Origin of the sequence: Geomicrobium sp. JCM 19039, assembly GCF_000698145.1 — a bacterium.
GTDB lineage: Bacteria > Bacillota > Bacilli > Bacillales > Marinococcaceae > Geomicrobium_A.
Genome location: NZ_BAXB01000006.1, coordinates 84,928 through 109,909, shown reverse-complemented (window position 1 = coordinate 109,909; position 24,982 = coordinate 84,928). Strand labels below are relative to the sequence as shown.

Below are 24,982 nucleotides of genomic sequence, written 5' to 3'. Positions count from 1 at the left end.
CGCAGTTTGTTCCAACTTGCGCGCAGATTCAATGCCATAACCGAGCAACCTGTCGGCCCCACCGGGGCCGAAGTCAAACCGCACTCGGTTCGGCGCGGCTCGCGCCGACAGCTTGTGGGTACTTTGGGGCGGGGATGTACACGTGACCCGGTAATCTGTTACCGAGTTTGCTCATTCTGTTCCCTAGTTTATGAGAATAGACCACTTTTCCTGAGATTTCCCCCAACTTGAGAACAGTTCGGCCGCAACTCGAGAACAGTTTCCACTTTTCTGAGCTTACCATTGGTTCTTGATAAATTCTTTTAGTTCAACTTATATAAATCGTTTTCACTGCCTGAACACCCACGCTCGTCCCAACCAGAAGTCGTTTTTGGGAAATATTAAGAGTCTATTGATCTATATAGGATGAACTTAGCATTTTTCTAATTGCACAGTTTGTTGTTGCTTTCCACTGCAGGCGGATGCTTGCAGTCCGGACTATAAGAGCAACACGGTTCACGTTTCTGGCTACTGTTTACGGTGTGGTAAGAAGTCCAAATGCCCCATATATTCATTTACGTGACATTTGAGAAAGAAAAATCATCATTTTAAACGTGGATGCGCACATAAACGAAGTCAACGGTCACAAATCGTGATATATGTGACCGTTGAGGGTCGAAAGTGCACGGTTTAAAGGCTGGATTGTCACATACGTGTCAGGAGATCACACGCTTGCGTCAGGTGGTGACCATCGGTCACGTCTTTTTTTGCCATTCAGCAAACGTCTTCCGTGTTGCCCACAACCCTCGCAGTAACGAACAACGATCGACATCGAAGTGAGATGAACTTCAACAGACGATCGGTAGGTGTTTGCCTGTAAAGACCGATCTCGGTCACCGGATTCAGTGAAATTCTTTCGTTCAACTTATCTAGATCACCACCTTAACGATCTAGATCGCGCCATACCTGGTGTTTTCGCTCAAAAATCTGCGATCTAGATCGTTCTCATCCCCTACTCCCGCTCTCCATCACCCTGGACTCGCTTTGAAAGCGCTATCCTTCTATGCAGGAACATGATGCATGAGGAGCGAATATATGTACAGATCTTCTTATAGAGAACAGGGGGCTTTTTTTATGCCATCAACAGCAGACACACCCGTACATACAGGTAAGTCCAAACGAAAGAGAAGACGATGGACGATTTTTTTCGGCATCATGGGTGCACTGTTCGTGCTCGTTATTGGCGCACTCACTTGGGGGTGGGTGCAACTCGGAGCTGGGCTTCCGCAAACCGAAGGCGTTTATGAAGCCGCAGGGCTGGAGAGCGAGGTGAATGTGTATCGTGATGATTTCGGCGTGCCCCATATTGAGGCGACAAATGACTATGATCTCTATTATGCGCAAGGGTTTGTCACAGCCCAAGATCGTATGTTCCAAATGGACTTGAGTCGCCGCCAGGCATCCGGAGAATTAAGCGAAGTCATTGGGGAAAGTGCGCTCGATACAGACAAGTATTTTCGCACGTTCGGTTTACGAAGAGCAGCTCACGACTCCTACGAACTTTACTCTGATGAAGCGCTCGTTGCCTTACACGCCTATGCTGATGGGGTGAACGATTATATTGCCCACATGACAGACTCCGGCGACATCCCGGTTGAATTTCGCCTGCTCGGCTATACACCGACGGCTTGGACCGCCATCGATTCCCTCACGATCGGCAAGTTCATGGCCTATGACCTTGGCGGTACGTGGCAAGGTCAAGCCTTTCGTTATTGGCTTGCAAACAATGTAACTGAGGAGGAAGCGCTAGACTTGATGCCTGTCTACCCTGAAGATGGACCTGTCATTTTAGACATAGCAAAAGAAACCGACATTGATATTGAACGCGCGTTTGCTAACGTCGGGGCGTACCAGCCGGAACCTTTTAACGGTAGCAACAACTGGGTCGTCTCAGGTCATCATACCGAAAGTGGCATGCCACTGCTCGCTGACGACCCGCACTTAGGCCTTGCTACACCTTCCATCTGGTATGAGACCCACCTCTCTTCCACGGATGTGAACGTCACTGGCGTCATTTTTGCAGGCGTACCCGGCATTATATTAGGACACAATGACGAGATTGCTTGGGGCGTGACCAACGTAGGACCAGACGTACAAGAGCTGTACATCGAGCAACGACACCCAGAAGACCCAACACAATTCCTTTATGAAGACGAATGGTACAATGCCGACATTATTGAAGAAACCATTCTCGTTGACGGTTATGATGAGCCAGTGTCTCACGAAGTCGTCGTCACGCGCCACGGTCCGTTAATTTCTGAGTATGCGGGCGAACAAACCGACGACATGGCGTTGGCGCTTCGCTGGACAGCGCTTGATGCGTCGACAGAACTCGAAGCGGTGATGGACCTTAACCGCGCAGGAAATTGGGAAGAGTTTACCGGTGCATTGGAAGCGTTTCATGCGCCTGCACAAAACTTTGTGTATGCTGATACAGATGGAAATATTGGCTACCGGGCGAACGGACGCATTCCGATTCGCGAAAACAGCGACGCTCTTCTTCCGGTAGAAGGTTGGACAGGTGAACATGATTGGGATTCATTTATTCCGTGGGACGAGCTGCCAACGCTATACAACCCAGAGTCAGGCATGATATCAACGGCAAATAATCAAATTGATGATGCCGACTACCCGTACCATATCTCGCACACGTGGGCGCAACCATATCGCCATGAGCAAATCCTTGCGATGCTTGAAGAGGGGAACGATTTCACAGCCGAAGACATGCAACAAATGCAGATGAACGTGACGAATTTGCACGCTAAAGAATTTCTACCGATCTTTTTTGAACATATCGATGAAAGCTCGCTTCGAAACATCGATGTAGAAGCTTTAAATGTTTTGCGTGAATGGAATTTTGAGGATGCTCGAGAAGAAGGTGGTGCGCTCATCTTTCACTTATGGTTCCAAGAAATCCCTGATCGCCTATTTGCAGATCGGATTCCAGAGGAAATGCTCGATTTGTTTGAGGGGCGGGCCAACATTGTTGACGAATTACTTAGAAATGCCGCTTCCGGCGATGCCGGACCGTGGGTAACGAACAACGGCGGTCTGGAGGGACTGTTAACAGGTGCATTGCAAGACGCTGTTGACCGCGCCGAAGACATGCAAGGAGGAGACCCTAACGAGTGGCAGTGGGGAGACTACCACCAAGTGACGTTCGGTCACCCGCTTGGGGCCATGCAACCGCTAGACATTTTGTTTAACCCGACACCAGAACCGGTGGATGGAAGTCGGATTACGGTCATGGCAGCGGGATACAATGATGAGACTGGGAACACGAATCACGGAGCCGGCTGGCGAGGGGTGATGGATATTCAAGACTTAAGCGAAAGCTACCATATCGTTGGGCCTGGTCAATCGGGGCACGTGCGAAGTGACCATTATCATGATCAACTCCATGATTGGGTGGAAGGGACATACCATGCCACCTCGACTGAACCCGCCACTTATCGAGAAACGAGTCAACATTTGCAAATGATACCATCCGAATAAAAAAAGACACGAAAATGCGCAAGGAATCGCTTCCCTGCGCATTTTCGCGTTCTTAGCCTTATAAAAAGGTCTATACATTAGCGTACACATGATCTTACAAAATCTCAACCAGTTCGAAATCTTGTTCACAAATCAGTCAAAACTATGCACCGTTTAATGCTTCGTGCAGTTTTTCATCAGAGTTGTTCCAATACTGTTCGCTGAATCCTTTCAAGTATTCCCGTAACATGTACAAACTCTTTTCGTCCATTTGGTCAACGATGATTCGGCCTTTTAATGCTTTGTCCATGTTGTTCACATGTTCTGGCATGCTTTTGTAGGCTCGTTTAAATCTGCTTCCTGCAGGGGCTTCTTCTTCACGGTAATAGTGACATGCACCAATCCCGCTGTACTTCGGCTCACCGGCTTTGGTAAGAGCGGTTGTCACCCAAATCATCCAGTACAATTTCGGGTCGTTTAGCTCCTCGAGGCTTTCGACAAGTTTTACTTTCTTTTCAATTTCCGAACGGGCGTGAATGGCGCCCATATCAATAAAAACACGCTCATCGATTGGGTCAAGAATGACCGGAGTTAAATTGTCGAGGCTAAGCGCGCCTACTCCGTAGCCACCATGACCATCCGTCGAATCGCCGCTGAGTATATTAAAACCAGATCCTTGTTTCTTGTTCATGTTTTTATTAAAAAGGTCCATGTACGTTCACTCCTTATTCTACCAGTGTATCACAAGCAGACGCTGTCTAAACAGTCGTGCGACTTAGGCGCGTTTAAGAAGTGTGCGCCAGCGTTCAATGCACAAGAAGGCTTCTTTCATATCCTCTTCGCTGTACTTTTGCGTTTTCTTCAGCTTATGTACACGGGCAATGACACTGTCTCGCTCTGCAGGTTGTAAATAGAGAATCGTCGCCGTCAACTCTAGGAATTTTGACGAACAAGCATTCATCTCGTCAATGACAGACTTCTCCTGTTCTCCTTGGAAAGACGAAGACGTGCGTACGAAGGATGTTCCCGGCTCTGCCAGCTTGTACCGATATTGGCTATAGCCCGCCTTCTCTTCCTTTACTTCCGACACGAAACCGAACTGCTTGAGCTCATCCAATCGCACGCTCAATTCTTCAGAGTAAGGTCCGTACATATGAAACCCGTACTTCTCTTGAAAAGGCATGCCTAGCTGTTTCCCGATATAGACAACTTTCTGGAACTTCTTTCTCCCCACAATTTCCTCTGCCATATCTAACAGTTTCATAATATTGACATGTTCTGTCAACACGATGAATCCCTCCTCAAACACGCAACATTGTTAAAATCTCGCGCTTTTCCTCTTCAAATTCAGGCTGGTCCAACAAATCAGCCGGATAATATAGCTTATGATCCGTTCTTTTCTTACCCGATATAGCCTCAACCACATCTGATTCACGTGATAACTCACGTAATTTCTTATCCCCCATTAACAAGTGAATCGGCATCCGCTCTTCCTCTTCTCCAGGTCGATAAAAATCGTAAGGCAAGTCCGATGAAAAATCTATCACCAAATAATAGTCAGGGTCAATGCCAATTTGTCGAAACTTTTCTTGAAGTGCGGGCCAATCATGAAGGATAAACGATTGATCGAATTCGACATATTGAAACAGGCGACGGTGTAAAAAACGACCGCACAAATCAGCAAGAATCCGATCGGATTCGTTTTCCCACATCTGAAAGTAGTAATAGATGACAGACTCGTCCAATTGCAAATAGTCCTGAATTTGGACGTCATTTAAGAAGAACGGGATAAAATGATTAGGTTGTTGTTTAAAATCATAACCATCATCATGAAGCACTTTTACCCTGCGCAATATCTTGTTCAAAATCACTTCAGCCGAACGCGTAACGGGATGAAAGTAGACTTGCCAATACATCTGATAGCGACTCATAATATAGTCTTCTACAGCGTGCATACCTGTACTTTTGATCACAACTTGATCTTCTGTTGGCCGCATCACCCTCAGAATTCGCTCCATATCAAAATGGCCGTAGCTAACCCCCGTATAAAATGCGTCTCTTTGCAAATAATCCATCCGATCGGCGTCAATCTGACTGGATATCATGCTCACAACGAGCTTGTTTGGATGCGTCTTCTCAATGACGTCGGCGACTTCTTTTGGGAAGTCCTCCCCCATGCGTAGTAAAACGCGGTTTACTTCGGTATCTCCGAGAATGATTGCTCTTGTCCATTCTTCATGATCGGTCTTAAATACCTTTTCGAACGAATGAGAGAAGGGTCCGTGCCCGATGTCATGCAACAGTGCCGCGGATAGGCAAAGTAAGCGGTTTTCTTCATCCCAATGCTTGCGTCCATGAAATACATCAATCATCCGTCGCATAATTTCGTAGACACCGAGCGAATGGTTAAACCTCGTATGCTCCGCGCCATGAAACGTTAAAAATGTCGTACCGAGCTGTCGAATCCGTCGAAGTCGTTGAAACTCCTTTGTGCCAATGAGATCCCAAACGAGTTGGTCACGAACGTGTATGTATCGATGAACAGGATCTTTAAACACTTTCTCTTCTTTTAATCTTTCATTTCCAGTCATCGGATTTTCAGCCTTCCTGCTGTTTTTCCTTAGTATACCAAATGTGGAGTTAACCTTCCCATACTTGATTTAAACGATGACGATAATATTCAAGCGCGCCTTTATACATATGGATGTGCGGATCAGTAGACGTGTCTAATAAACTGCCAATCAGTTGCTCCACCGCTTTTTCACTGTGTCCAAGATTATATAAACAAATGGCGTGGAACGTTCTTAACGCTTCGTCGTCAGGAAATTCATCCATTCCTTTTTCAAGCACCAATTTCGCTTTTTCGTATTCACCTAACGTTCGGTATGTACTCCCAAGACCTGTATAGGCGCCCCGTCGATCCGTCTCATTCAACTTCCCGTCTAATGAACGCTCATAATAAGGGGCAGCAGCTCGCTCCTCACCGAGCAGGTCGTACCCTGAGGCGCATTCGTAAAGAACCTTCGCATCGGTCGGGTACTCTTTTGCTAAACGTGTGTCCTTCTCCATAAAATCACTCATATCCTTTCACATGTATACCGAAGGCACGAATAAATGCAATCGCCTGTGTCTCCGAAACGGTACACCCCGCTAGCTGACCTTCGGAGACGGTTAATCGTTCAAATTGACAATCACTAAAGTCAACACCACCAAGGTTCGTGTTTGAAAACTGAACGTCTTCGATCGTGCTGTCCCCTAGCTCAACCGACTGAAACGTGGCTTCCACAACATCCGCACTCGAAAGAGAGCAACCTTCTTCAAACCGCACCCGCTTGCACGTACTAAAACTTAGTGATACATAAGGCATGTGCGTATTCACAAAACGCGTATCCTGAATGCCCATATCCGAAAGCGTTGCACCAGACATTTTGCAATTCATAAATTCTGTTCGATGGAAGATCGCGTTCGCGAAATCGACGTTGGAAAAATCACACTTCTTAAACACACAATCAATCCATTCAGAATGCGCAAACTTCGAGGAAAGGAAAGATACGCCTTTGAAATAGGCATTAGAAAATCGCACATGCTTCCCATCACATTCATCATAGCTTTGTTCAACAATTTCTATATTCTCATAGAGCTCTTCAGGGCAAATGGCTTGCTGAAACAACTCCCGTCGTCCCCTCATTTTCGGGGCTTGCAAAGCTTTCTTCATTGTCTACTTCACTCACTTTTCAGTCGTCGGTGGGTTAGGGCGGTCGTTCCAACAAGTGCCAACATAATGAGTGTCATTACAGATAAAAACACCCAATTCACTTGTTCTGCAAACAGCGCTTGATATCCTGCTAAAAAGAAGAATTGAAAGAAAACCACAACTAACGCAACCGTGAGTATTCGTTTCATTCCGGATTTCATAATCATCCTCCTCTACGTATTACTGGTCTATACCCGTTCTCGGGGCGTCTAAACGGTGATCTGTGCTATAATAGAGCAAAGAATTTCAATGATAATACAGGAGATTACAGATGATCGAACACCCTACTTATTGGCGCTGGATGCGGCGCGAAACCGAAGGTAAAAAAGAAAATCCGTTACAATCTTTTGCATATGACGATGTGTTTTGTCAATCTGTCGGGATATGGGATTCACCCCCGATTTTGCATACGTGGGTGCATGAACCGACGATTGTGCTCGGCACTCAAGACAGCAGATTACACACGATTCAACGAGCAAAAGCCCGCTTTGAAGCTAAAGGATATACCGTCATCGTTCGCAACTCAGGCGGACTTGCCGTTTACCTCGACCCTGGTGTACTCAATGTATCACTCATTATTAAAGATGCAAAAGGTGAAACGATTGACGCCACATATGACAAAATGTGGAAATTTGTCGAAGTGATGTATGATGACGCGCCCGGAAAGATTGAAGCAAAAGAAATCGTCGGCTCTTATTGCCCGGGAAATTATGACCTCAGTATCAACGACAAAAAGTTCGCAGGCATCTCGCAACGGCGTCTACGAAGCGGTATCGCTGTGCAAGTTTACATTGCCGTTACAGGCAGCGGCTCTCTCCGAGCCGAGGAAATTAAACACTTTTACGATGAAGCCGAACAGGATACCGACCAGAAAGTGATGACAATCCGTCCAGAAACGATGGCTTCGATTTCTGATTTATATGGGGTGCCGATGACAGTGAACGATAGCATTAGCCGCATTGAACGCGTATTTGAACAGCGAGGGATTACTTTAGAAAATGGACGGTTAACCGAGTCCGAACGACATCTGTTCAACGATCGATTAGAACTTGTAAAAAAGCGTAATCGCAAGATATTAGAGCCTTGACCTATGGTAAGGTTCTTTTTATTTTAATGATGCGTCTTTGTCGTCAATAAACGAATGAGCATTCATTCATTTTGTGGTAGACTACAGAAGACAATGAAAATTCTGGAGGTTTTACTAGTGACTCTTGCACAAAACACGATTCGTTATGAAGTAGCTGAAAAGATCGCGACCATTACGCTTCACCGCCCTCACGTGAAAAACGCACTGAACAATGACATGCACACAGAGTTGTTTGCTGCTTTTAAGGAAGCTGACCGAGACCCTCAGGTAGCCGTCATTGTCCTTCAAGGAAGTGAAGGCGCGTTTTCTGCAGGTGCAGACCTAAAAAGCGTACCTTTAGAAAATCACGATGATTTTAACTACGGACATAGCTTGCGTGATACGTATAACCGCCTCATTCTAACGATTGCAGGAATGAACAAACCAACAATCGCTTATCTTAATGGCATCGCAGTAGGCGCAGGTCTCAGCATCGCGCTAGCCTGTGATTTTAGGGTGGCAGCACCAGAAGCCAAACTTGCACTTAGCTTCATTCGGATTGGCCTCGTTCCGGATGCCGGAGCCTCCTATTTCTTACCTCGACTTGTCGGTCAAGGAAAGGCAATGGAGCTTGCTCTTGGCGGAACGATTTCGGCTGAAGAAGCCTACCGTATCAATCTTGTGAACCTGATGGGCACCCCTGATGACTTTGCTCGTCAGCTTACCGAAGTCCCCGTTACCGCATACGGAATGATGAAACGGAACATGAAAGAAAGCTTTGAATCATCGTTACCTCATGTGCTCGAGCAAGAAGTAATCGCACAAACGGTTGCTGGCAAAACGCGAGAGCATATGGATGCAATACAACAATTTATAAAAAAATAATTTAAAAACACCGGTGTCTATCTTTCGACACCGGTGTTTTTTCTACTTGAGCTCGCTTCTACCTATAGTATGAACTTAAGATTTTCCTGGTTTGCGGTGTTGGTTGTTGGGGTAGCGCAGTGCTGGGTGCCATTTTGCGCGCAAGTTTGCCTAATTTAACGATTTTGGCGCTCATTCGCTAAACTCCTGCGCAGTTTGTTCCAATTGGAGCGCAGATTCAATGCCCATAAGCGAGCACCCTGTCCTAAGCCAAATCGGACTCGGGTAGCGCGGTTCGCGCCGATGTCTTGTGGGTATTTCGGGGCGGGGATGTACCCCTGACCTTGTAATCTGTTACCGAGTTCGCTCATTCTGTTCCCTAGTTTATGTGAATATACCGCTTTTCCTGCGATTTCCCCAACTTGGGAACCGTTCGGTCCCAACTCGAGCACAGGTTCCACATTACGAAGGTTACACTGGTTCTTGAAGAAATTCTTTTGTTCAACTTATATAGCCATCTGCCCGAAGCGTTTTTGACGGCTTTGTGAAGGGAAAGCTTACATTTTAACACGCTCGGTTGCTTATGCTATGATTGAGAAGAACATGTATGGCAATAGAAAGGAGCATTCAACTATGGGCGAACCAGCAGAAACAATTGATGGTTGGTATAGCTTGCACGATTTTAGAACCATTGATTGGGCAGCACTAAAACGGCTCCCAGAGGATGAGCGTCAACAGATCATCACTGAGTTTAAAGACATGGTCGAAGACTGGATTGACAATGAAGAACGCGAAGAGGGCAGTTACGCCGTCTACTCCATTGTCGGTCAGAAAGCAGACATGATGTTTATGGTCCTCCGTCCGACGATGAAAGAGCTAAACGAAATTGAAAATGCCTTTAATCAAACTCGCTTCTCGGAGTTTACGATACCCGCGTACTCTTATGTTTCAGTGGTAGAGCTTGGGAAATATATGTACCGTGGAGACGGCGATCCCCTTGAGGATCCTAGCATTCGTGAACGTGTCTTCCCGATTCTACCTAAATGGGAGCACATTTGCTTTTATCCAATGGATAAAAGCGCGACGGCGATGATAATTGGTACATGCTCCCCGCAAAAGAGCGCGGACAAATGATGTACTCCCACGGAATGATTGGTCGTCAATATTCTGGCATTGTCAAACAAGTCATCACAGGTTCTGTTGGCTTTGACGATTGGGAATGGGGAGTTACACTCTTTGCCCATGACGTCCTTCAGTTCAAGAAGCTCGTTTATGAAATGCGATTTGACGAAGTTTCTGCACGATTTGCTGAGTTCGGATCGTTTTATGTTGGAAACGTTTTACCCCTTGAGGAGATTGACTTCTTCTTCACACCGAAAAACTAAACAACCATAGAAAGGATATTTTTGTTAGGAAATTGAACAAAAATATCCTTTCATTCTTTTTAATAGTGCAGTACGCTAAAGATAGAAGGAAAATTTCAATTTGTTTGTACTGTTATTTTCTTTACAAGGATAGGAGGCAGATCTTGTGACAACTTCAACATTAGGTTATCCAAGAATTGGAGAGCAACGAGAGTGGAAAAAAGCGCTAGAAGCTTATTGGGCAAAGCAGACAACAGAAGATGAGCTTCACAAAGAAATGAAGGACATTCGTCTGAACCATTTGAAAAAGCAACAAGCAAGTGGCATCGACGTCATCCCTGTCGGTGATTTTACTTATTATGACCATATGCTAGACATGGCGGTCATGTTTGGGCTCATTCCTGAACGTTACGGCAAGATCTCTGGTCAAGTTCCTCTTGATACGTATTTCTCAATGGCAAGAGGTAGCCAAGATGTACCTGCTTGTGAAATGACAAAATGGTACAACACAAACTATCACTATATCGTTCCTGAACTTGAAGGCTTAACCCCTTCAGTAACCGATAATCGCCCACTGGCTTTATACAAGGAAGCAAAGGAAGAGCTTGGCATTGAAGGAAAGCCTGTGCTTGTTGGTCCTTACTCTTTCCTAAAATTGGCGAAACATTACGAAACTGCACAATTTGGTGACTGGCTACAACAACTTACTCCTCTTTACAGTCAAGTTCTGAAAGAACTTGCTGACGTTGGGGTACTATGGGTTCAAATCGATGAACCTTCCCTCACTGGTGACGTATCTGAAGATGAGTTGGCACTCATTCAACAAGCATACGAAACACTTAGAAGCGACGTGCCACAGCTAAATATTTTGTTGCAAACGTATTTCGACGCAGTTGATGCTTATGAGACGATTGTCGAATTACCTGTTGCCGGCATCGGCCTCGACTTTGTCCATGATGGAGGAAAAAACTTACACGCTGTTGAGACGAAAGGGTTCCCTGGCGACAAAGTGCTTGCCGCCGGCGTAATCGATGGTCGCAACATTTGGAAAGCAAAAGTCATTGATAAGCTCACCTTGCTCCAACAATTGGAACGCTCCGTCGCTGACCATTCCAAGCTTTGGGTTCAACCGTCAGCCAGTTTACTTCACACACCTGTTACAGTGAAAAACGAAACGGAATTGGATCCAACACTTAAACGCGCCCTTTCTTTTGCTGATGAGAAATTGCTCGAAGTCGTTACGCTCAAAAAGCTGTTGGAAAGCAAAGAAGATGGGGACCGTACCGCCATCCAAGAAAACGAACAATTGTTCAAAGATTTAGAAGCAACAGGCTGGAGAAAAGAACAACCTGATACAGCACCTTTTGAAGAAGTGAAGCGACCACTCTCTTATGAAGATCGTCGCCAAAAACAATTAGAGAAATGGGATTTGCCGATCTTACCAACAACAACCATCGGCTCGTTCCCACAAACAAAAGAAGTACGTCGCCTGCGCGCGCAGTTAAAGAAGGGAAATTTATCACAAGAAGCGTATACTGAACAAATTGAAGCGCACATCCGTACATGGATTCAACACCAAGAAGACATTGGTCTCGATGTGCTCGTTCACGGCGAATTTGAAAGAAACGACATGGTTGAATTTTTCGGTGAGCGTTTAGACGGTTTTGCCTTTACGAAGCACGCATGGTTCAATCATACGGGTCTAGAGGCGTAAAACCGCCGATCATTTATGGAGACGTTGCCTTTAAGTCGCCCATGACGGTCGAAGAAACGGTCTATGCGCAATCGTTAACGAAATTACCGGTGAAAGGCATGCTCACAGGACCGGTTACCATTTTAAATTGGTCTTTTGAACGAGACGACTTACCGAAGCGCCAAGTCGCCTTCCAAATTGCCGAAGCGATCCGCGCAGAAGTTGCAGCATTGGAAGAGGCGGGTATTGAAATGATCCAAATTGATGAGCCTGCGCTTCGTGAAGGGTTGCCGCTTAAACGAGACGATTGGCAGTCCTACCTTGACTGGGCGGTACACGCCTTTAGACTGAGCTCTTCTTATGTGAAAGATACGACTCAAGTGCATACGCACATGTGCTATAGTGAATTCCAAGACATCATTGATGCGATTTCAGCCTTGGATGCCGATGTGATTTCCATTGAGACATCTAGAAGCCAAGGTGACATTCTTAGCACGTTTGAAGACAACGTGTATGACAAAGGCATCGGGCTTGGTGTTTATGATATCCATAGCCCACGCGTACCTGCAAAAGAGGAGATGCTAAATGTCATTCACCGTGCCCTCAGTGTGTTACCGGCTGACCTATTCTGGGTAAATCCAGATTGTGGGTTGAAGACACGTAGCGAAGAAGAAACCATTGCTGCACTAAAAGAAATGGTAAGCGCCGCTGTCGTTGCACGTGAAGAAGTAAGTAGTAAGTCCTAACGAAAGAATCGAAGCACTCTCCCGACTACTATAGGGAGAGTGCTTTTTTGCTTTGATTACGCATAATTCAAACGTCGGTTCATAGACTGTATAAGTATGTTTGGGAGGTGCGCTTATGGCGGTTGTTGCTGCAACAGAAGAGGACATTCAGACACTGGCTCGTCTCATACGCGCAGAGGCGGAAGGCGAAGGGAAACTCGGCATGCTCAATGCCGGCAATGTGATGGTAAACCGAACGCGGTATGACTGTTCCGATTTCACCAACATCCGTAACATTCAACAGATGGTCTATCAGTCTCCTGGAGGGTTTGAAGCGGTACAAAAACCATACTTTTATCAACGGGCCAGAGACCAAGACGTTGAACTCGCTCGTCGTCTCATACGCGGTGAACAATTCCACCCTGGTGAACGTGCGCTTTGGTTTTTTAGGCCCGATGCTCCTTGCCCAGGTGAGTGGTTTGGGCAGCCGTTGTCAGGGCAGTTTAAAGCACACTGCTTTTACAACCCTACTTATTCTGAATGTCCACAAGTGTACTAACCATCCAATTTGAAAGGGGTCGACGACATGTACATGAATCCTTGGTATGGGCACTACCCGCAATATCCTCAACAGCCAGCATCTTCGCAACAGAGGCAACAGCCTCAATTGAACATTCCGAGCCCTGAAGGCTCCATGCTACCGATTGAACAATCATATATTGAAAATATACTGCGATTGAACTTTGGTAAAGAAGTGACCATCTACATGACATTTGGCAGCGGTGGCAATCAGCAAACGCAAGTGTTTGTCGGTCAACTAGAAGAAGCTGGTCGCGATCACATCATTATAAGTGACAATGAAACAGGTCAATATTATTTGCTTCTTATGGTTTATCTTGACTATATTGTGTTTAATGAACAGCTAGAGTACGCATACCCATTCAGCGGTAGTCAAATTGCTTCACAAAACCCTAGATAACCGTATGATTAGGCGACTACACCCCAAAAGTTAGTAGCATAAACAAACTTTTGGGGCTTTTTATTTTCCAAATTTATGACGGACCGTTACGTTATCCTCCTTTAACACAAGCTATCGGTTATGATCAACAACGGGATTGGCATCTATATTATATGTTCGACTCCAGAAAGTCGTTTGCTTACTTATAAGAGACTGAAAAATAAAATTCGCCGTAGACGGTGCACTCTTTCCCATATGCACAAAAGCAGAACATTTACATATGTGCACGCTTCCGACACCGATGTGCACTTATTCGACACATCAGCGCTCGCTTTCGACGAAAAAGCCACACTTTAGCACCATCGTCTCCTTTCGACGACGATGGTGCTAGAGTGTTTGGAAATGGAAATAAATGAACAACACTCGTATAGAACACAATTTTTGACAGCTAAAAATCAATCCGATAGTCTTTATTTCATAAACGTAACGTAAATACTAATGCTTGGGAGGTGTACTATGGGCACAAGTTCATCACAGCGACACTCGCAAAGTGAAGAGCCACCAAAGCAGCAAATCAAACATATGCTCCAAGATTTAATTCGAAGAATTAGGCCTCATTGGAAACTCGTCTCCGTTGCGATCGTAGCCGTTTTTCTCGTCGCGATGATTGAATTTTTTATCCCCCAAGCGGTTCAATATACGATCGACGTCGTCATACCCGAGGCATCCATTTCTTTACTCGTTTCGGTTTTTGTCGCTGTCGTCGCAGGTGCGGCCTTCTTAATTTTATTTCAATTTATCGGCAGTTTTTTTATGGCAAGGGTCGGACAATCTGCGCTTTATGACTTGCGAAATGATTTGTATGAACACCTTCAACAATCAGACGTCGCTTACTTTGACCGGACACGAACAGGTGACCTAATGTCGCGCATGACGAACGACGTCAATATGCTGCAACAATTATTATCTTCTGGCTTACTAAGTTTAATTACTGACATCTTCATTTTCTTTGCAATCAGCATTTATATGTTCTATGTAAACTGGCAGCTAGCGTTGTTCGTATTACTCACCTTCCCCCTACTCTTTTATGTGACGAGAAAATTCTCAAAGCGTATGCGCAAGGCGTACGGGCAAGTACAGGCGAGTATCGGAGAGATGAACAACCATCTACAAGACACATTTTCTGGCATCCGACTTGTGAAGTCCTTTGCTGCGGAACGGTATGAGATGAATAAATTTCTGAAACGCAATGAGCAAAACCGGTCTGCAAATGTACAAGCGGCCAAAAACTTTTCTCTGTTCGGACCTCTTGTGAATGCAATTAACTATTTAGGTTTGGCGATCGTCATTGCGGTCGGGGCCTGGCAGACGATGGCAGGTGAGATGACCGTGGGGATGATCGCGACATTTTTACTTTACTTGCGATTGCTACAAAACCCGATTCGTCGGGTAAGTCGGCTTATGAACACGATTCAGCAAGCCGCAGCGGCTTACGACCGCATCCAAGCAGTGCTCAGCACAAAACCAGCGATCGTTTCCAAAGAAAATGCCCCTGCCCTTGAAATTACCGACGGAGAAGTTACATTTCGACAAGTGTCTTTTTCATACACAAATGAGAAGCGTGCCGTTCACGATGTGAATTTCACACTCGAAGGCGGAAAAACAACAGCGCTCGTAGGTGCTTCAGGATCAGGCAAGACGACGGTCACTCAGCTCATTAGCCGATTTTACTCACCTGACCACGGAGATATTATCATTGATGGAACAAACATTAAAGATGTGGACATTTCCTCTTTGCGGTCACAAATTGCTGTTGTCTCCCAAGACATTTTTCTTTTTAATGGAACGATCGCCGAAAACATCGCTTACGGACAACCCGATCGATCATTCAAAGATATTCAACAAGCAGCGATGATCGCTAATGCTGACGGGTTTATCTCCGAGTTTAAAGATGGGTATGAAGCAGAGATTGGGGAACGCGGGGTGAAGCTATCGGGTGGACAGAAACAACGGATCAGTATTGCCCGGGCAATATTGAAAGACCCGAAGATCATTCTGCTTGATGAGGCAACTTCAGCTTTAGACACAGCTTCTGAGAAAGCGATCCAATCTGGGCTTTCAAGATTGCTCAATCAAAGGACAGCGCTCGTGATTGCGCACCGGTTATCAACCATTCAACATGCAGACCATATTATTGTCATGGAAGACGGAGAAGTCGTTGAATCAGGTACACACGAACAACTGCTTCTTGAAAAAGGCGTATATGAACATTTGAATGCTTTGCAATTTCAACATGAAGAAGTGCGCACATAAAAAAGACCGAAAGCAGTTCGCCTCGGTCTTCATAGTCAAAGATGCTCGACAGTGCTTGCAATTGTCCCGTTCTAATCATATACGCCAGCTGTTGGGCGCGCTTTGCTCTTTTCGTGCCAACAGGAACATGAATGCCGTGCTCATCTTGCTCTAGAAACGTCCCCGTATGTGCTCTAGCCCGCTGTAGCAACGCTTTTATAGTTGATTCAGGGACATTCAAGTGGTCAGCAATTTCTTTTATTTTTAAGCAAAAGCCAAAGCGCAGTACAAATACGACTAACTGCTTGTTTGTCAGGTGTTGCACAAGCCACTCAGTGACGAGAATGAGTGTATGATCGTCTCGTTGGTCGGTGATTTTCTCATTTGAAATATTCGTTATTTCTCCTGGTGTTTTGCGCCATTGATCAACCCATACTGAGCGAGCGGCTTTTTTCATATACGTTTTGTTTACTTCTCGTTTCGAGGAAGTGGCCGCTTTTAAAAACGCATCGTGAGCAAGATCGTACCCATCCTCCTTGCTCAAATAGCGACAATAACGAATGAGCGCATCGTATGTTTCGTTCCAGTCGTCCAACTCGTCTCCTCCTTACGTTAAAATTTCGTCAATGATTCCGTAATCCAACGCTTCCTTTGCACTCATAAAATAATCACGGTCAATATCTTTTCCAATTTGCTCTTCTGATTGCCCGGTTTTTTCAGCGAGTTGTTTCTTGATTACTTCTCTTTGTTTTTGAATCCGGTCTGCGTAAATCAACATATCAGCTGCGGGTCCCTTTGAACCTCCAGAAGGCTGATGAATCATCACTTCAGCATTCGGTAAGGCTCTTCTTTTGCCCTTTGCCCCCATAGCTAAGATGTGCGCACCCATTGATGCCGCCATACCTGTGCAAAGCGTGTTTACCTCTGGTTTAATTACATTCATTGTATCAATAATTGCAAATCCTGCCGAGATCGAACCCCCAGGAGACTGAATATACAAGTGAATGTCTTTGTTCTCATCTTCTGAGGCTAAAAATAACAATTGAGCAACAACGGAATTGGCAAGTTGGTCGTGGATTTCGGTACCAATAAAAATAATTCGATCTTTTAACAACCGTGAATAAATATCGTAGGAGCGCTCTCCCTTTGCCGTCTGTTCAATTACATAAGGAACGTGCTGCATCTTTTTTCCTCCTTCAACAACTTCTTTTTCATCTACGTAAACGAAAAGAGTATGAAGAAAGATATGGGGGTAAAAAATATAATTCATGAAGTTACCCTGTGTGCTGTTCATGGAGGAATATGATACAATCATGTGAGTAACTGATCAACGTCTGGTCTGGCTCATTCATTTATGGACAGCCCTTTAAACGATATATCATCGTTCGTTATCATGATTCTAATAGGGAGGTGAGAGACGACATGCCATTTGTTATTACGTCTGCTTGCAAAGAGGAAAAAAATGGTTCTTGTGTAGAAGTGTGCCCTGTCGATTGTATCGAAGAAGGGAAAGACATGTTCTACATTGACCCTGATATTTGCATAGATTGTGGAGCGTGCGAACCAGTCTGCCCGGTTGAAGCCATCTACCCAGATGATGAAGTACCAGAAGAGGAAGCTCAATACATTGAATTAAACGCACAGTATTTTAATCAATAATGCTCAGGTTTATTGTAACGGGACAGTGGCTTTTAGCTGCTGTCTTTTTAACGTCTTAAATCGATAGATTTTTTAAATTTCACATGGTATAACTGAGGAGCAAGACACAGTTTGTATATTGTAGGGGGCTTTTATGGGCAAGCTTGATTATCATAACTTATGGCGAGGCTTCATTATGGGAACAACCGAAGTTGTGCCCGGAGTAAGCAGCGGAACAATCGCCGTCGTTATCGGCATCTACGAGCAATTAATTGCTTCAATTAACGGGTTGTCTACACGAAAATGGAAACAATCCATCCTGTTCCTTGCACCACTTGTCATCGGTATTTTCATTGCCGTATTCTCCATAGCAAATCTCATTGATTTTCTCTTTGAGCATTACACAGCACAGCTGTTTTACTTATTTTTAGGATTAATTCTTGGCGTGCTACCCTTTTTAGTAAAGCGCGTCCGCGTGAAACAAACATTTACCTCAAAACATTACGCAATTCTCGCTTTATCCTTCGCCATCATTATTGCGTTTGGTTTGTGGCAAGGCGTCCATAGCGAAGAAGCAGAAAGCCTGTTGCCGAGCATTACGACCGGTGATTATGTTGCCATCTTTTTTGCCGGTTGGGTTGCCAGTTCCGCGATGCTGCTCCCAGGCATTAGTGGTTCATTTATTCTTTTAATTACAGGCTACTATCGCACGATCATTGACGCACTTTCGAACCTGCATTTCCCTGTACTTATCACACTCATTGCCGGGATTGGGGTTGGGGTGCTTATCACGAGTAAAATCGTGCACTTTTTCCTCCAACGCTTTCCAGTTGGAACGTACGCAGTTGTCATCGGAATGGTTGCAGGTTCAGGGATTATTATCTTCCCAGGAATCCCACTTGATTTCGCGGCTGCATTCACATCAATTGTCGCCTTTTTCGTCGGCATTATTATCGCACTACTGCTCGGAAGAGTGGAACATAAGTAAGAAAGCAGGGTTGTCGTTTTGGATACCATCATTTATTTTCTCATCGTGCTCATCATCGCGGCCGTTCCGTTTTTGGAATATATGACGGCGATTCCCGTAGGCATTGTCTTCTTTTCTGACATTAGTTCAACATTGACGATTACAGCTGCCATTATCGGAAATTGGCTCACCGTCTTTTTGCTCATTTTGCTCATCGACAAGATTCGAGCAAGGATCAAAAATCGCGAAAAACCAAAACCAGAAGTCATCGAAGACACAGCTGAAGAAATTGTAGATGCCGAGCCTGGTGTTGAAGACGCGCCGGAAGAAGTCGCAGTTGAAGAAGAGCAATCAAACATGTTCTCCAAGCAATCGCAGCGGGCGAGAAAATATTGGGATCGCTTTGGCTTACCTGGTCTAGCCATCATTGGTACAGGGTTGCTCAGCAGTCATTTAACCGCCGCACTTGCGTGCTCGTTTGGGGCAAATCGTGCATATTTAACACTTTGGATGACCATTAGCCTCATTCTTTGGTCGATTGTTTACGGAGCATTGATTCATTTTGGTGTCATTGCTATATTTGGTTAATAGTAAAGGCAGAAGGCTCGATGCCCCCTGCCTTTTTTATCTTTTCAACGCTGCGACGAGTAGAAAGACCCAACCGGCAATAAAAGAAACGCCACCAATTGGAGTGATGGCTCCGAGCCACGTCATGTTTGTAAGCGCCATGACGTACAAACTCCCAGAGAAGATCACAATCCCTACGCTCATGAAGAGAGCCGCCGCTTGGAGTTTACCATTCATCTCTTGATTTGTTGCAAACAGACCGACGGCGATAATGCCTAACGCATGGAACATATGATATTGCACGCCTGTCTCGTAGTTCTCAAGCATACTGCTACTTACGATCCCTTCCAAGCCGTGAGCGCCAAATGCGCCAATTGCAACAGCGAGTGCAGCAAACAGCGCACCGACGGCAATCCATGTATGTTTCACGTAAAACAAACCTTCCTTCTAAAAGTCGAGTAGACTTCCTTCTTCTTGTTTTCGTGGTGTTGATTGTACGGTTGGCATTGGTGCTCTTTGTACCTCAGTTGTTTCCTTAACAACGGGTGCAGAGACCTTTTTGTCCCGATCATCTATACCTTCAATCAGTTCACAATAGCCCCGAATTGTATGTGCATGCTTTTCTAGGTTCCGATGATCTCCAGCTTGTTCGGCCTGCGCTAGACGTTCAGTCTCTTTTTGAATCTGCTCAATCACCGTTTTCATCGGTATACTCAACAATCATCGTCCTTTCATTTAATCTACCGCTAGTTTACCACAATCTCCTCATCTGCTAATCGTTTTTGAACGTTTCTGCCATCAAAAAACACCCTAAGCAATCGCTTTAGGGTGCAGATCGTCCGTCATTATGCTTCTGTCAATTTCAAAAACTGTTCGATATCTTCTACGATCGGTTGCGCTGCATCGAGCCAAAATTGTTTATCGGTCAAGTCTTTGCTTAAATGCTTTCTCGACAAATCTTCAACAGACATGCTGGCTGTGTCTTTTAATAAGTCAATATACGCGCTCTCGAATTCTGAACCGGCTGATTTTGCATGTTCAAGGATACCTAAGCTAAACAAATAGCCAAACGTGTACGGGAAGTTATAAAATGGCACACGTGTAATAAAGAAATGCATCTTTGAAGCCCAGAAATACGGATCATACTCAGAAAGCTGATCATGATATGCTTCTTTTTGCGCTTCTACCATAAGTTCCTTCAGTGCGCCTGCTGACAACCACTCGGTTTTTCTACGTTCATAAAAGCGCTTTTCAAAGAGGAAGCGAGCATGAATATTCATAAAAAACGCGGCAGAGCGATTGATCTTCGTGTCCAACAAGGCAATCCGCTCTTCATCGGAGGCAGCTTCTTGAACGGCTGCGTCTGCGACGAGCTGTTCGGCCAATGTGGAAGCTGTTTCAGCAACGCTCATGCTATATCTCGTCGAGAAGTAAGGCATGTCTCCCATCGCCCGTTGATGATACGCATGACCGAGTTCATGAGCGAGTGTTTGTACAGAACTTGGGGTGCCGTTATACGTCATGAACACACGGCTTTGATTGGAGATCGGGAAACTCGTACAAAACCCTCCAGCTCCTTTGAAATCACGATCCTCAGCCTCGATCCAGCGCTTCTCTGCCGATTCTCGAGCAAAGTCGGCCATAATCGGGCTTAGCTTTCTGAAATGACGCTCAATTTGATCAATGGCTGTGCTAAACGGTGTCTCGCTAGACACCGTTGTACCCATCGGCGCCGACACGTCATGCATCTTCATTTCTTCTATGCCAAGCATTTGTTTCTTTCGTTCCAAAAACTTTACGAGTGCTGGTTTCACGTCTTCAATTGCACTCCACATACTATCCAGCGTCTCTTCGCTCATACGATTAATTAATAAAGGTTCATGCAATGGATCGGACCATCCTCTGCCTTCATAAAGCGATAACCGGAAACCAGCTAGATGGTTTAACGTTTCTGCAAATACATCTTCATACTTTTCCCACTCTTTTCGAAGTGCGCCCGACCATTTTTCCCGCTCTTCTCGGTCACTGCTTCCAAGTTTCGTATTTGCTTGGCCAACAGATAGCGTCTCACCGTCGACGGACACGCGAATATGACCAATCAGCGTTGAATACATATCATTCCATCCGTGGTAACCATCTTTACTTAGTGATTCGGCTAACTGCTCGAGCTGCTTGTCCATCTTCCCTTTCGCACGTTCACGACGCTCTTCCATAGGAAACGTTAAGCCGTCTAGTTCTGGCTTTTGTACGAGCTCTCGCCACTCTTCATCTTCTAAAGACGCAAGAAAATGCTCAAAGTCGGCTTCCATTGCTTTAAGTCTGGAGCCGAGCTGGACAGTCACCATCTTCCATTTCTTCGCTTCTTGATCTCTCGTATCATCGCTTAGTAGACAAGAAATAAACGCACTTGCTTCTTGCACTTCAGCCGTTAATCGCTGAAATGTTAGAAAATAATCGCTAAAAGACATCGATGTTAATACACCATCGTTCACATCTGAACTAAGGTCGTTAATTGACTTTTCCAATTTGTTGACATGTTCTTGAAATTGTCCTGATGTTGCATCTCCACCTGAAAATATTGTTGTAAGATCCCATTGTAATGAAGTTGTTGAAGACATACCACCAGCTCCTTTTTTTCATTAAGTGTTAGCATACCATATTATAGGCGGTTTGTATGGTTGAATGGCGTTTCAGACCGATAAAAAGGGCTGTGCTCTCAAAAGAACACCGCCCTCATTTTGTTATTTCTTCTCGTCAATTTTCTCGTACCCGTAGGCTTCAATCTTCTCGAAGTTCTCGGAATCTATGATCCAATAATTATCTTCTGTGTCACGTACGATGACTTCGTCCTGTTTAAAGTCCTTTCGCGCCTCTTCTACGTCTGTATAGCGCTGTGCCATTATCTGCAAATCACCGATAATAATCATCGGCCTTCACCTCCAAGTAGTAAAGGTTTTCCCCATCCCTCATTCAGATAAACCCTTCTTACATGACAGTTTTGTTACGACTTCTTTAAAATAAGTCGCAAGAACAAAGGTAAAACGAGAAAGATACTGACCATCCGAATGATATGCAGGCTTGCAACTAAAGAAGGCTCTAGCTTCAAAGCAAAGGCGGTAGAAGACATTTCCGGTGCACCGGCTGGGACGGTACTTAACAGACTTGTTACGTAATTTAGCGGGGTCATCATAAAAAATAGCAACGCGACGAATAGAGCCATTCCTACATACATCGCTAGAATCTTCAAACTGGGCACGCCAATGGAGGATAGCCGCTTCACCGTTGATCGCTCAAATCGTATGCCAACCATCGCTCCGATCAGTACTTGTCCGACTCCTGCAATATAGTTCGGTAAAGTGCCTAATTGAAACACAAATTGACTGAGCAAAAAACCGACTACGATTGAATAAATGAGCATTGCGCCTGGGAATGTAAACAGTCGATGCAACAGAAAGGCAATACTAATCACTACCGCAAAGAAGAAAAGTTGATTCGGCTGCAGTTGCGTCGACGCTTCTGAAAATGTCTCTGGACTTCCTTGCCCATAAAACAAACCGACCCCAAACGGGATAATAAGCACAAACATCGTAATCCGCGCTGTATGAAAAGCAGCGACGACTCGCTCATCTGCTCCGTAATGCGCGGAAAGGGCAATCACTTCCGATGCACCTCCGGGAACGGTGCAAAAAAACGCCGTCGTTCGGTCTAATCCCGTCCATTTGTTAAGCAACAGACCAAAACCAAGACCACCAAAAAGTGTAATCATAAGCGTCACGAGTAGCGGAAGAAAATACTGGTGCAGATGCACAAAAAGCTCGGCTTCCATAATGATTCCGATGTTTGCCCCAACAAGCGCGAGGGCAAGGGCAAACGGCCATCCTTTAAAATTATACGTCTCAATGAATAGCCCATAAAAAATGCCCGTTAGTAAAGCCCCTAACAACCAACCAGCAGGCACACCCATCGTTTGAAACACAATACCTACGATAAATGCAACGAGCAGAAACCCAATCTTCTTTATCCACAACTTATCCACAGGCATCGTTATTGGTCAGCTTTCTGCAGGCACCATCGAACTTCTTTAATTCCATTGGAACGGAGAAATTCGTTTGCCTGTGAAAATGGCCGACTACCAAAGAAACCTCGATGTGCCGCAAATGGACTAGGGTGTGACGTTGTAATGATGCAATGCTTTTCGTCAACCATCTGGCTTTGGCAGCTGCATGCTTTCCCCAAAGCAAGAAGACGACCGGGTCTTCCTTTTGATTTAGACTACGAATGACTTGATCGGTAAAACGTTCCCAACCTTTGTTTTGATGAGAAGCAGGGGTCCCTTCCTGTACCGATAGAACTGTATTTAATAACAGCACACCTTGTTCCGCCCAAGACGTTAGATTACCATTTTCAGGTGCGAGGCAACCAAGATCACTTTCTAATTCCTTAAAGATATTTCGTAGAGACGGTGGAATGGAAACACCAGGTTGAACAGAGAAGCTCAACCCATGAGCTTGTTCCGGGCCGTGATACGGGTCTTGCCCGAGAATGACTACTTTCGTATTCGCAAACGACGTTAAATGGAGTGCATTAAACAAGTCATACATCGATGGATAGATCTTCTTTGTTTCATATTCTTCTTTCAAAAATGTCCGGAGTTGTTTATAATAAGATTCCTCAAATTCATCGCCAACAACATGGCGCCAATCGTTCTCTAACGGCAGTCCCATTCCTTATTCCTCCTATATAACGTCTACCTCTTAATATGTAAAAATAAAAATGTGAGCACACCGAGCAATCGCCGGTGATCCATTTCCTCAAGAGAGTCGGACAGTTCGACAATATGATTTTCCATATCACGAAAAATGTGCGTATACTCATGCGGAAAACGTCCTTGATAGTAGCTCGCCCACTGTCTTTTGTGATCATCGGTGAGCGTAAAACTCGTTGTAAAATCCGCATGAATAGGCAATAACAGCTGGTCAGCTGCATCCTTCAATTTGCCTTGAATACTAAAAATTCGGTAGTCTTCTTGCTCATAAGACCCAAGGCGTTGTCCATCTTCATTCAAAATTGTCACATATGATTTAAGAAACCATCCTCGTTTTTGAAGATGCAAGACCTCCCTTTCGGACTCGTCATACACCGTAAAAGTGAACGGAAGAATCGTAATTAAGTCCGATTTGAAAAACGGAGATAATAAATAGCCGTACCACGGGAGGGTTCGAAGTTTCGCTGTACCCGTATAGCTTCCGTCTTTCTTGAAAAACAACAACTGTGGAAAATAGGCAACATTTCTTTGAATCACAAGATGGTCAAGTTGCAACATCGGGGTGTCAGATTGAGGGACGATCAAATCTTTCACTTGATTGTATTTATAATGACTGACCGGAATGATTGCAATCGAACCGATCATCAATATAAACAGAGGCAACGACCCTAACCAATCATTCGTAAAAGTGATTAAGACTACAAGAATAATAGCTACAATCACGCTAAGAATATAGGACGCATAAATTCTCCGTAAATACATCGTTTTTATCATATTCAAAACCTTTCACACATTCGCCGATGCTTGTTTCATGTG

The 24,982-nt window shown here is 44.9% G+C and carries 23 protein-coding genes and 3 pseudogenes; 11 read left to right on the top strand and 15 right to left on the bottom strand.

Going from position 1 to position 24,982, the window contains the following annotated elements; all coding sequences use genetic code 11:
• The first annotated feature begins 1,113 nt into the window (after positions 1-1,113).
• Entirely contained in the window at positions 1,114-3,534 is a 2,421-nt protein-coding gene (locus JCM19039_RS08145; RefSeq protein WP_042425838.1) for a penicillin acylase family protein, read from the top strand.
• Between the two features lie 142 nt (positions 3,535-3,676).
• Here the strand turns inward: JCM19039_RS08145 and JCM19039_RS08140 are convergent, their stop codons facing one another.
• The 6 genes from JCM19039_RS08140 to JCM19039_RS08115 all read right to left on the bottom strand — a co-directional run bounded on the left by JCM19039_RS08140 (position 3,677) and on the right by JCM19039_RS08115 (position 7,428).
• On the bottom strand, positions 3,677-4,225 hold the full coding sequence (locus JCM19039_RS08140; protein ID WP_042425835.1) for a YwhD family protein: 549 nt from the start codon (positions 4,223-4,225) through the stop codon (positions 3,677-3,679).
• Between the two features lie 63 nt (positions 4,226-4,288).
• Positions 4,289-4,801 carry a YwgA family protein gene (locus JCM19039_RS08135; RefSeq protein WP_042425832.1) on the bottom strand — a complete coding sequence of 171 codons (513 nt, stop codon included), beginning with the start codon at positions 4,799-4,801 and terminating at the stop codon, positions 4,289-4,291.
• A 13-nt stretch (positions 4,802-4,814) separates the two neighbouring features.
• On the bottom strand, positions 4,815-6,104 hold the full coding sequence (locus tag JCM19039_RS08130; protein ID WP_042425829.1) for an HD domain-containing protein: 1,290 nt from the start codon (positions 6,102-6,104) through the stop codon (positions 4,815-4,817).
• A gap of 49 nt (positions 6,105-6,153) precedes the next feature.
• Positions 6,154-6,582: a tetratricopeptide repeat protein gene (locus JCM19039_RS08125; RefSeq protein WP_193744176.1), complete on the bottom strand. Its 429-nt coding sequence runs from the start codon at positions 6,580-6,582 to the stop codon at positions 6,154-6,156.
• Positions 6,583-6,586: 4 nt separating this feature from the next.
• Positions 6,587-7,228 (bottom strand): pentapeptide repeat-containing protein, encoded by a 642-nt coding sequence (locus JCM19039_RS08120; protein WP_081834402.1) that lies wholly within the window; start codon positions 7,226-7,228, stop codon positions 6,587-6,589.
• Between the two features lie 8 nt (positions 7,229-7,236).
• Positions 7,237-7,428 carry a hypothetical protein gene (locus tag JCM19039_RS08115; RefSeq protein ID WP_042425823.1) on the bottom strand — a complete coding sequence of 64 codons (192 nt, stop codon included), beginning with the start codon at positions 7,426-7,428 and terminating at the stop codon, positions 7,237-7,239.
• A 110-nt stretch (positions 7,429-7,538) separates the two neighbouring features.
• On the opposite strand from JCM19039_RS08115, the gene JCM19039_RS08110 reads away from it, so the two are divergent.
• The 7 genes and pseudogenes from JCM19039_RS08110 to JCM19039_RS08075 all read left to right on the top strand — a co-directional run bounded on the left by JCM19039_RS08110 (position 7,539) and on the right by JCM19039_RS08075 (position 16,250).
• A complete protein-coding gene (locus tag JCM19039_RS08110; RefSeq protein WP_042425819.1) occupies positions 7,539-8,354 on the top strand; it encodes a lipoate--protein ligase family protein in 816 nt (271 codons plus the stop codon).
• A 117-nt stretch (positions 8,355-8,471) separates the two neighbouring features.
• Entirely contained in the window at positions 8,472-9,218 is a 747-nt protein-coding gene (locus JCM19039_RS08105) for an enoyl-CoA hydratase/isomerase family protein (RefSeq protein ID WP_238544970.1), read from the top strand.
• A gap of 612 nt (positions 9,219-9,830) precedes the next feature.
• Positions 9,831-10,582: pseudogene (gene hemQ, locus JCM19039_RS08095) on the top strand (hydrogen peroxide-dependent heme synthase).
• A gap of 145 nt (positions 10,583-10,727) precedes the next feature.
• A pseudogene (metE, locus tag JCM19039_RS08090) lies at positions 10,728-13,000 on the top strand (5-methyltetrahydropteroyltriglutamate--homocysteine S-methyltransferase).
• Positions 13,001-13,115: 115 nt separating this feature from the next.
• Positions 13,116-13,538: a cell wall hydrolase gene (locus JCM19039_RS08085; protein ID WP_042425811.1), complete on the top strand. Its 423-nt coding sequence runs from the start codon at positions 13,116-13,118 to the stop codon at positions 13,536-13,538.
• 27 nt (positions 13,539-13,565) lie between these two features.
• Entirely contained in the window at positions 13,566-13,958 is a 393-nt protein-coding gene (gene gerQ, locus JCM19039_RS08080) for a spore coat protein GerQ (protein WP_042425808.1), read from the top strand.
• A gap of 495 nt (positions 13,959-14,453) precedes the next feature.
• On the top strand, positions 14,454-16,250 hold the full coding sequence (locus tag JCM19039_RS08075; RefSeq protein ID WP_042425805.1) for an ABC transporter ATP-binding protein: 1,797 nt from the start codon (positions 14,454-14,456) through the stop codon (positions 16,248-16,250).
• Here JCM19039_RS08075 and JCM19039_RS23095 read toward each other — a convergent pair.
• Together JCM19039_RS23095 and JCM19039_RS08070 are read right to left on the bottom strand one after the other, a co-directional pair.
• The gene (locus tag JCM19039_RS23095) at positions 16,135-16,824 is read right to left on the bottom strand and encodes an RNA polymerase sigma factor (RefSeq protein ID WP_081834401.1); all 690 of its coding nucleotides are present in this window, start codon (positions 16,822-16,824) and stop codon (positions 16,135-16,137) included. The two genes, JCM19039_RS08075 and JCM19039_RS23095, sit on opposite strands and share 116 nt — an antisense overlap.
• Positions 16,825-16,836: 12 nt before the next feature.
• Positions 16,837-17,412 carry an ATP-dependent Clp protease proteolytic subunit gene (locus JCM19039_RS08070; protein ID WP_042425801.1) on the bottom strand — a complete coding sequence of 192 codons (576 nt, stop codon included), beginning with the start codon at positions 17,410-17,412 and terminating at the stop codon, positions 16,837-16,839.
• Between the two features lie 239 nt (positions 17,413-17,651).
• Here JCM19039_RS08070 and JCM19039_RS08065 point away from each other — a divergent pair, with 239 nt between their 5' ends.
• From JCM19039_RS08065 to JCM19039_RS21810, 3 genes are all read left to right on the top strand, one after another.
• The gene (locus JCM19039_RS08065) at positions 17,652-17,888 is read left to right on the top strand and encodes a ferredoxin family protein (protein ID WP_042358088.1); all 237 of its coding nucleotides are present in this window, start codon (positions 17,652-17,654) and stop codon (positions 17,886-17,888) included.
• 133 nt (positions 17,889-18,021) lie between these two features.
• On the top strand, positions 18,022-18,855 hold the full coding sequence (locus JCM19039_RS08060) for a DUF368 domain-containing protein (protein ID WP_042425798.1): 834 nt from the start codon (positions 18,022-18,024) through the stop codon (positions 18,853-18,855).
• Between the two features lie 18 nt (positions 18,856-18,873).
• Positions 18,874-19,422 carry a hypothetical protein gene (locus tag JCM19039_RS21810; RefSeq protein ID WP_052398612.1) on the top strand — a complete coding sequence of 183 codons (549 nt, stop codon included), beginning with the start codon at positions 18,874-18,876 and terminating at the stop codon, positions 19,420-19,422.
• Positions 19,423-19,458: 36 nt separating this feature from the next.
• Here JCM19039_RS21810 and JCM19039_RS08050 read toward each other — a convergent pair whose 3' ends face one another.
• The 7 genes and pseudogenes from JCM19039_RS08050 to JCM19039_RS08020 form a co-directional block, all read right to left on the bottom strand.
• Entirely contained in the window at positions 19,459-19,830 is a 372-nt protein-coding gene (locus JCM19039_RS08050) for a DUF423 domain-containing protein (RefSeq protein ID WP_042425960.1), read from the bottom strand.
• Between the two features lie 18 nt (positions 19,831-19,848).
• Positions 19,849-20,118 carry a DUF5327 family protein gene (locus JCM19039_RS08045; protein ID WP_042425796.1) on the bottom strand — a complete coding sequence of 90 codons (270 nt, stop codon included), beginning with the start codon at positions 20,116-20,118 and terminating at the stop codon, positions 19,849-19,851.
• 128 nt (positions 20,119-20,246) lie between these two features.
• Positions 20,247-22,019, bottom strand: a complete 1,773-nt coding sequence (locus JCM19039_RS08040) for a M3 family oligoendopeptidase (RefSeq protein WP_042425793.1) — start codon at positions 22,017-22,019, stop codon at positions 20,247-20,249.
• Positions 22,020-22,142: 123 nt separating this feature from the next.
• Positions 22,143-22,328: a hypothetical protein gene (locus JCM19039_RS08035; protein ID WP_042399607.1), complete on the bottom strand. Its 186-nt coding sequence runs from the start codon at positions 22,326-22,328 to the stop codon at positions 22,143-22,145.
• A gap of 74 nt (positions 22,329-22,402) precedes the next feature.
• The gene (locus JCM19039_RS08030; RefSeq protein ID WP_042425790.1) at positions 22,403-23,443 is read right to left on the bottom strand and encodes an AbrB family transcriptional regulator; all 1,041 of its coding nucleotides are present in this window, start codon (positions 23,441-23,443) and stop codon (positions 22,403-22,405) included.
• A 2-nt stretch (positions 23,444-23,445) separates the two neighbouring features.
• A pseudogene (locus tag JCM19039_RS08025) lies at positions 23,446-24,125 on the bottom strand (uracil-DNA glycosylase).
• A gap of 23 nt (positions 24,126-24,148) precedes the next feature.
• Positions 24,149-24,940: a hypothetical protein gene (locus JCM19039_RS08020; protein WP_042425786.1), complete on the bottom strand. Its 792-nt coding sequence runs from the start codon at positions 24,938-24,940 to the stop codon at positions 24,149-24,151.
• Positions 24,941-24,982: the final 42 nt, after the last annotated feature.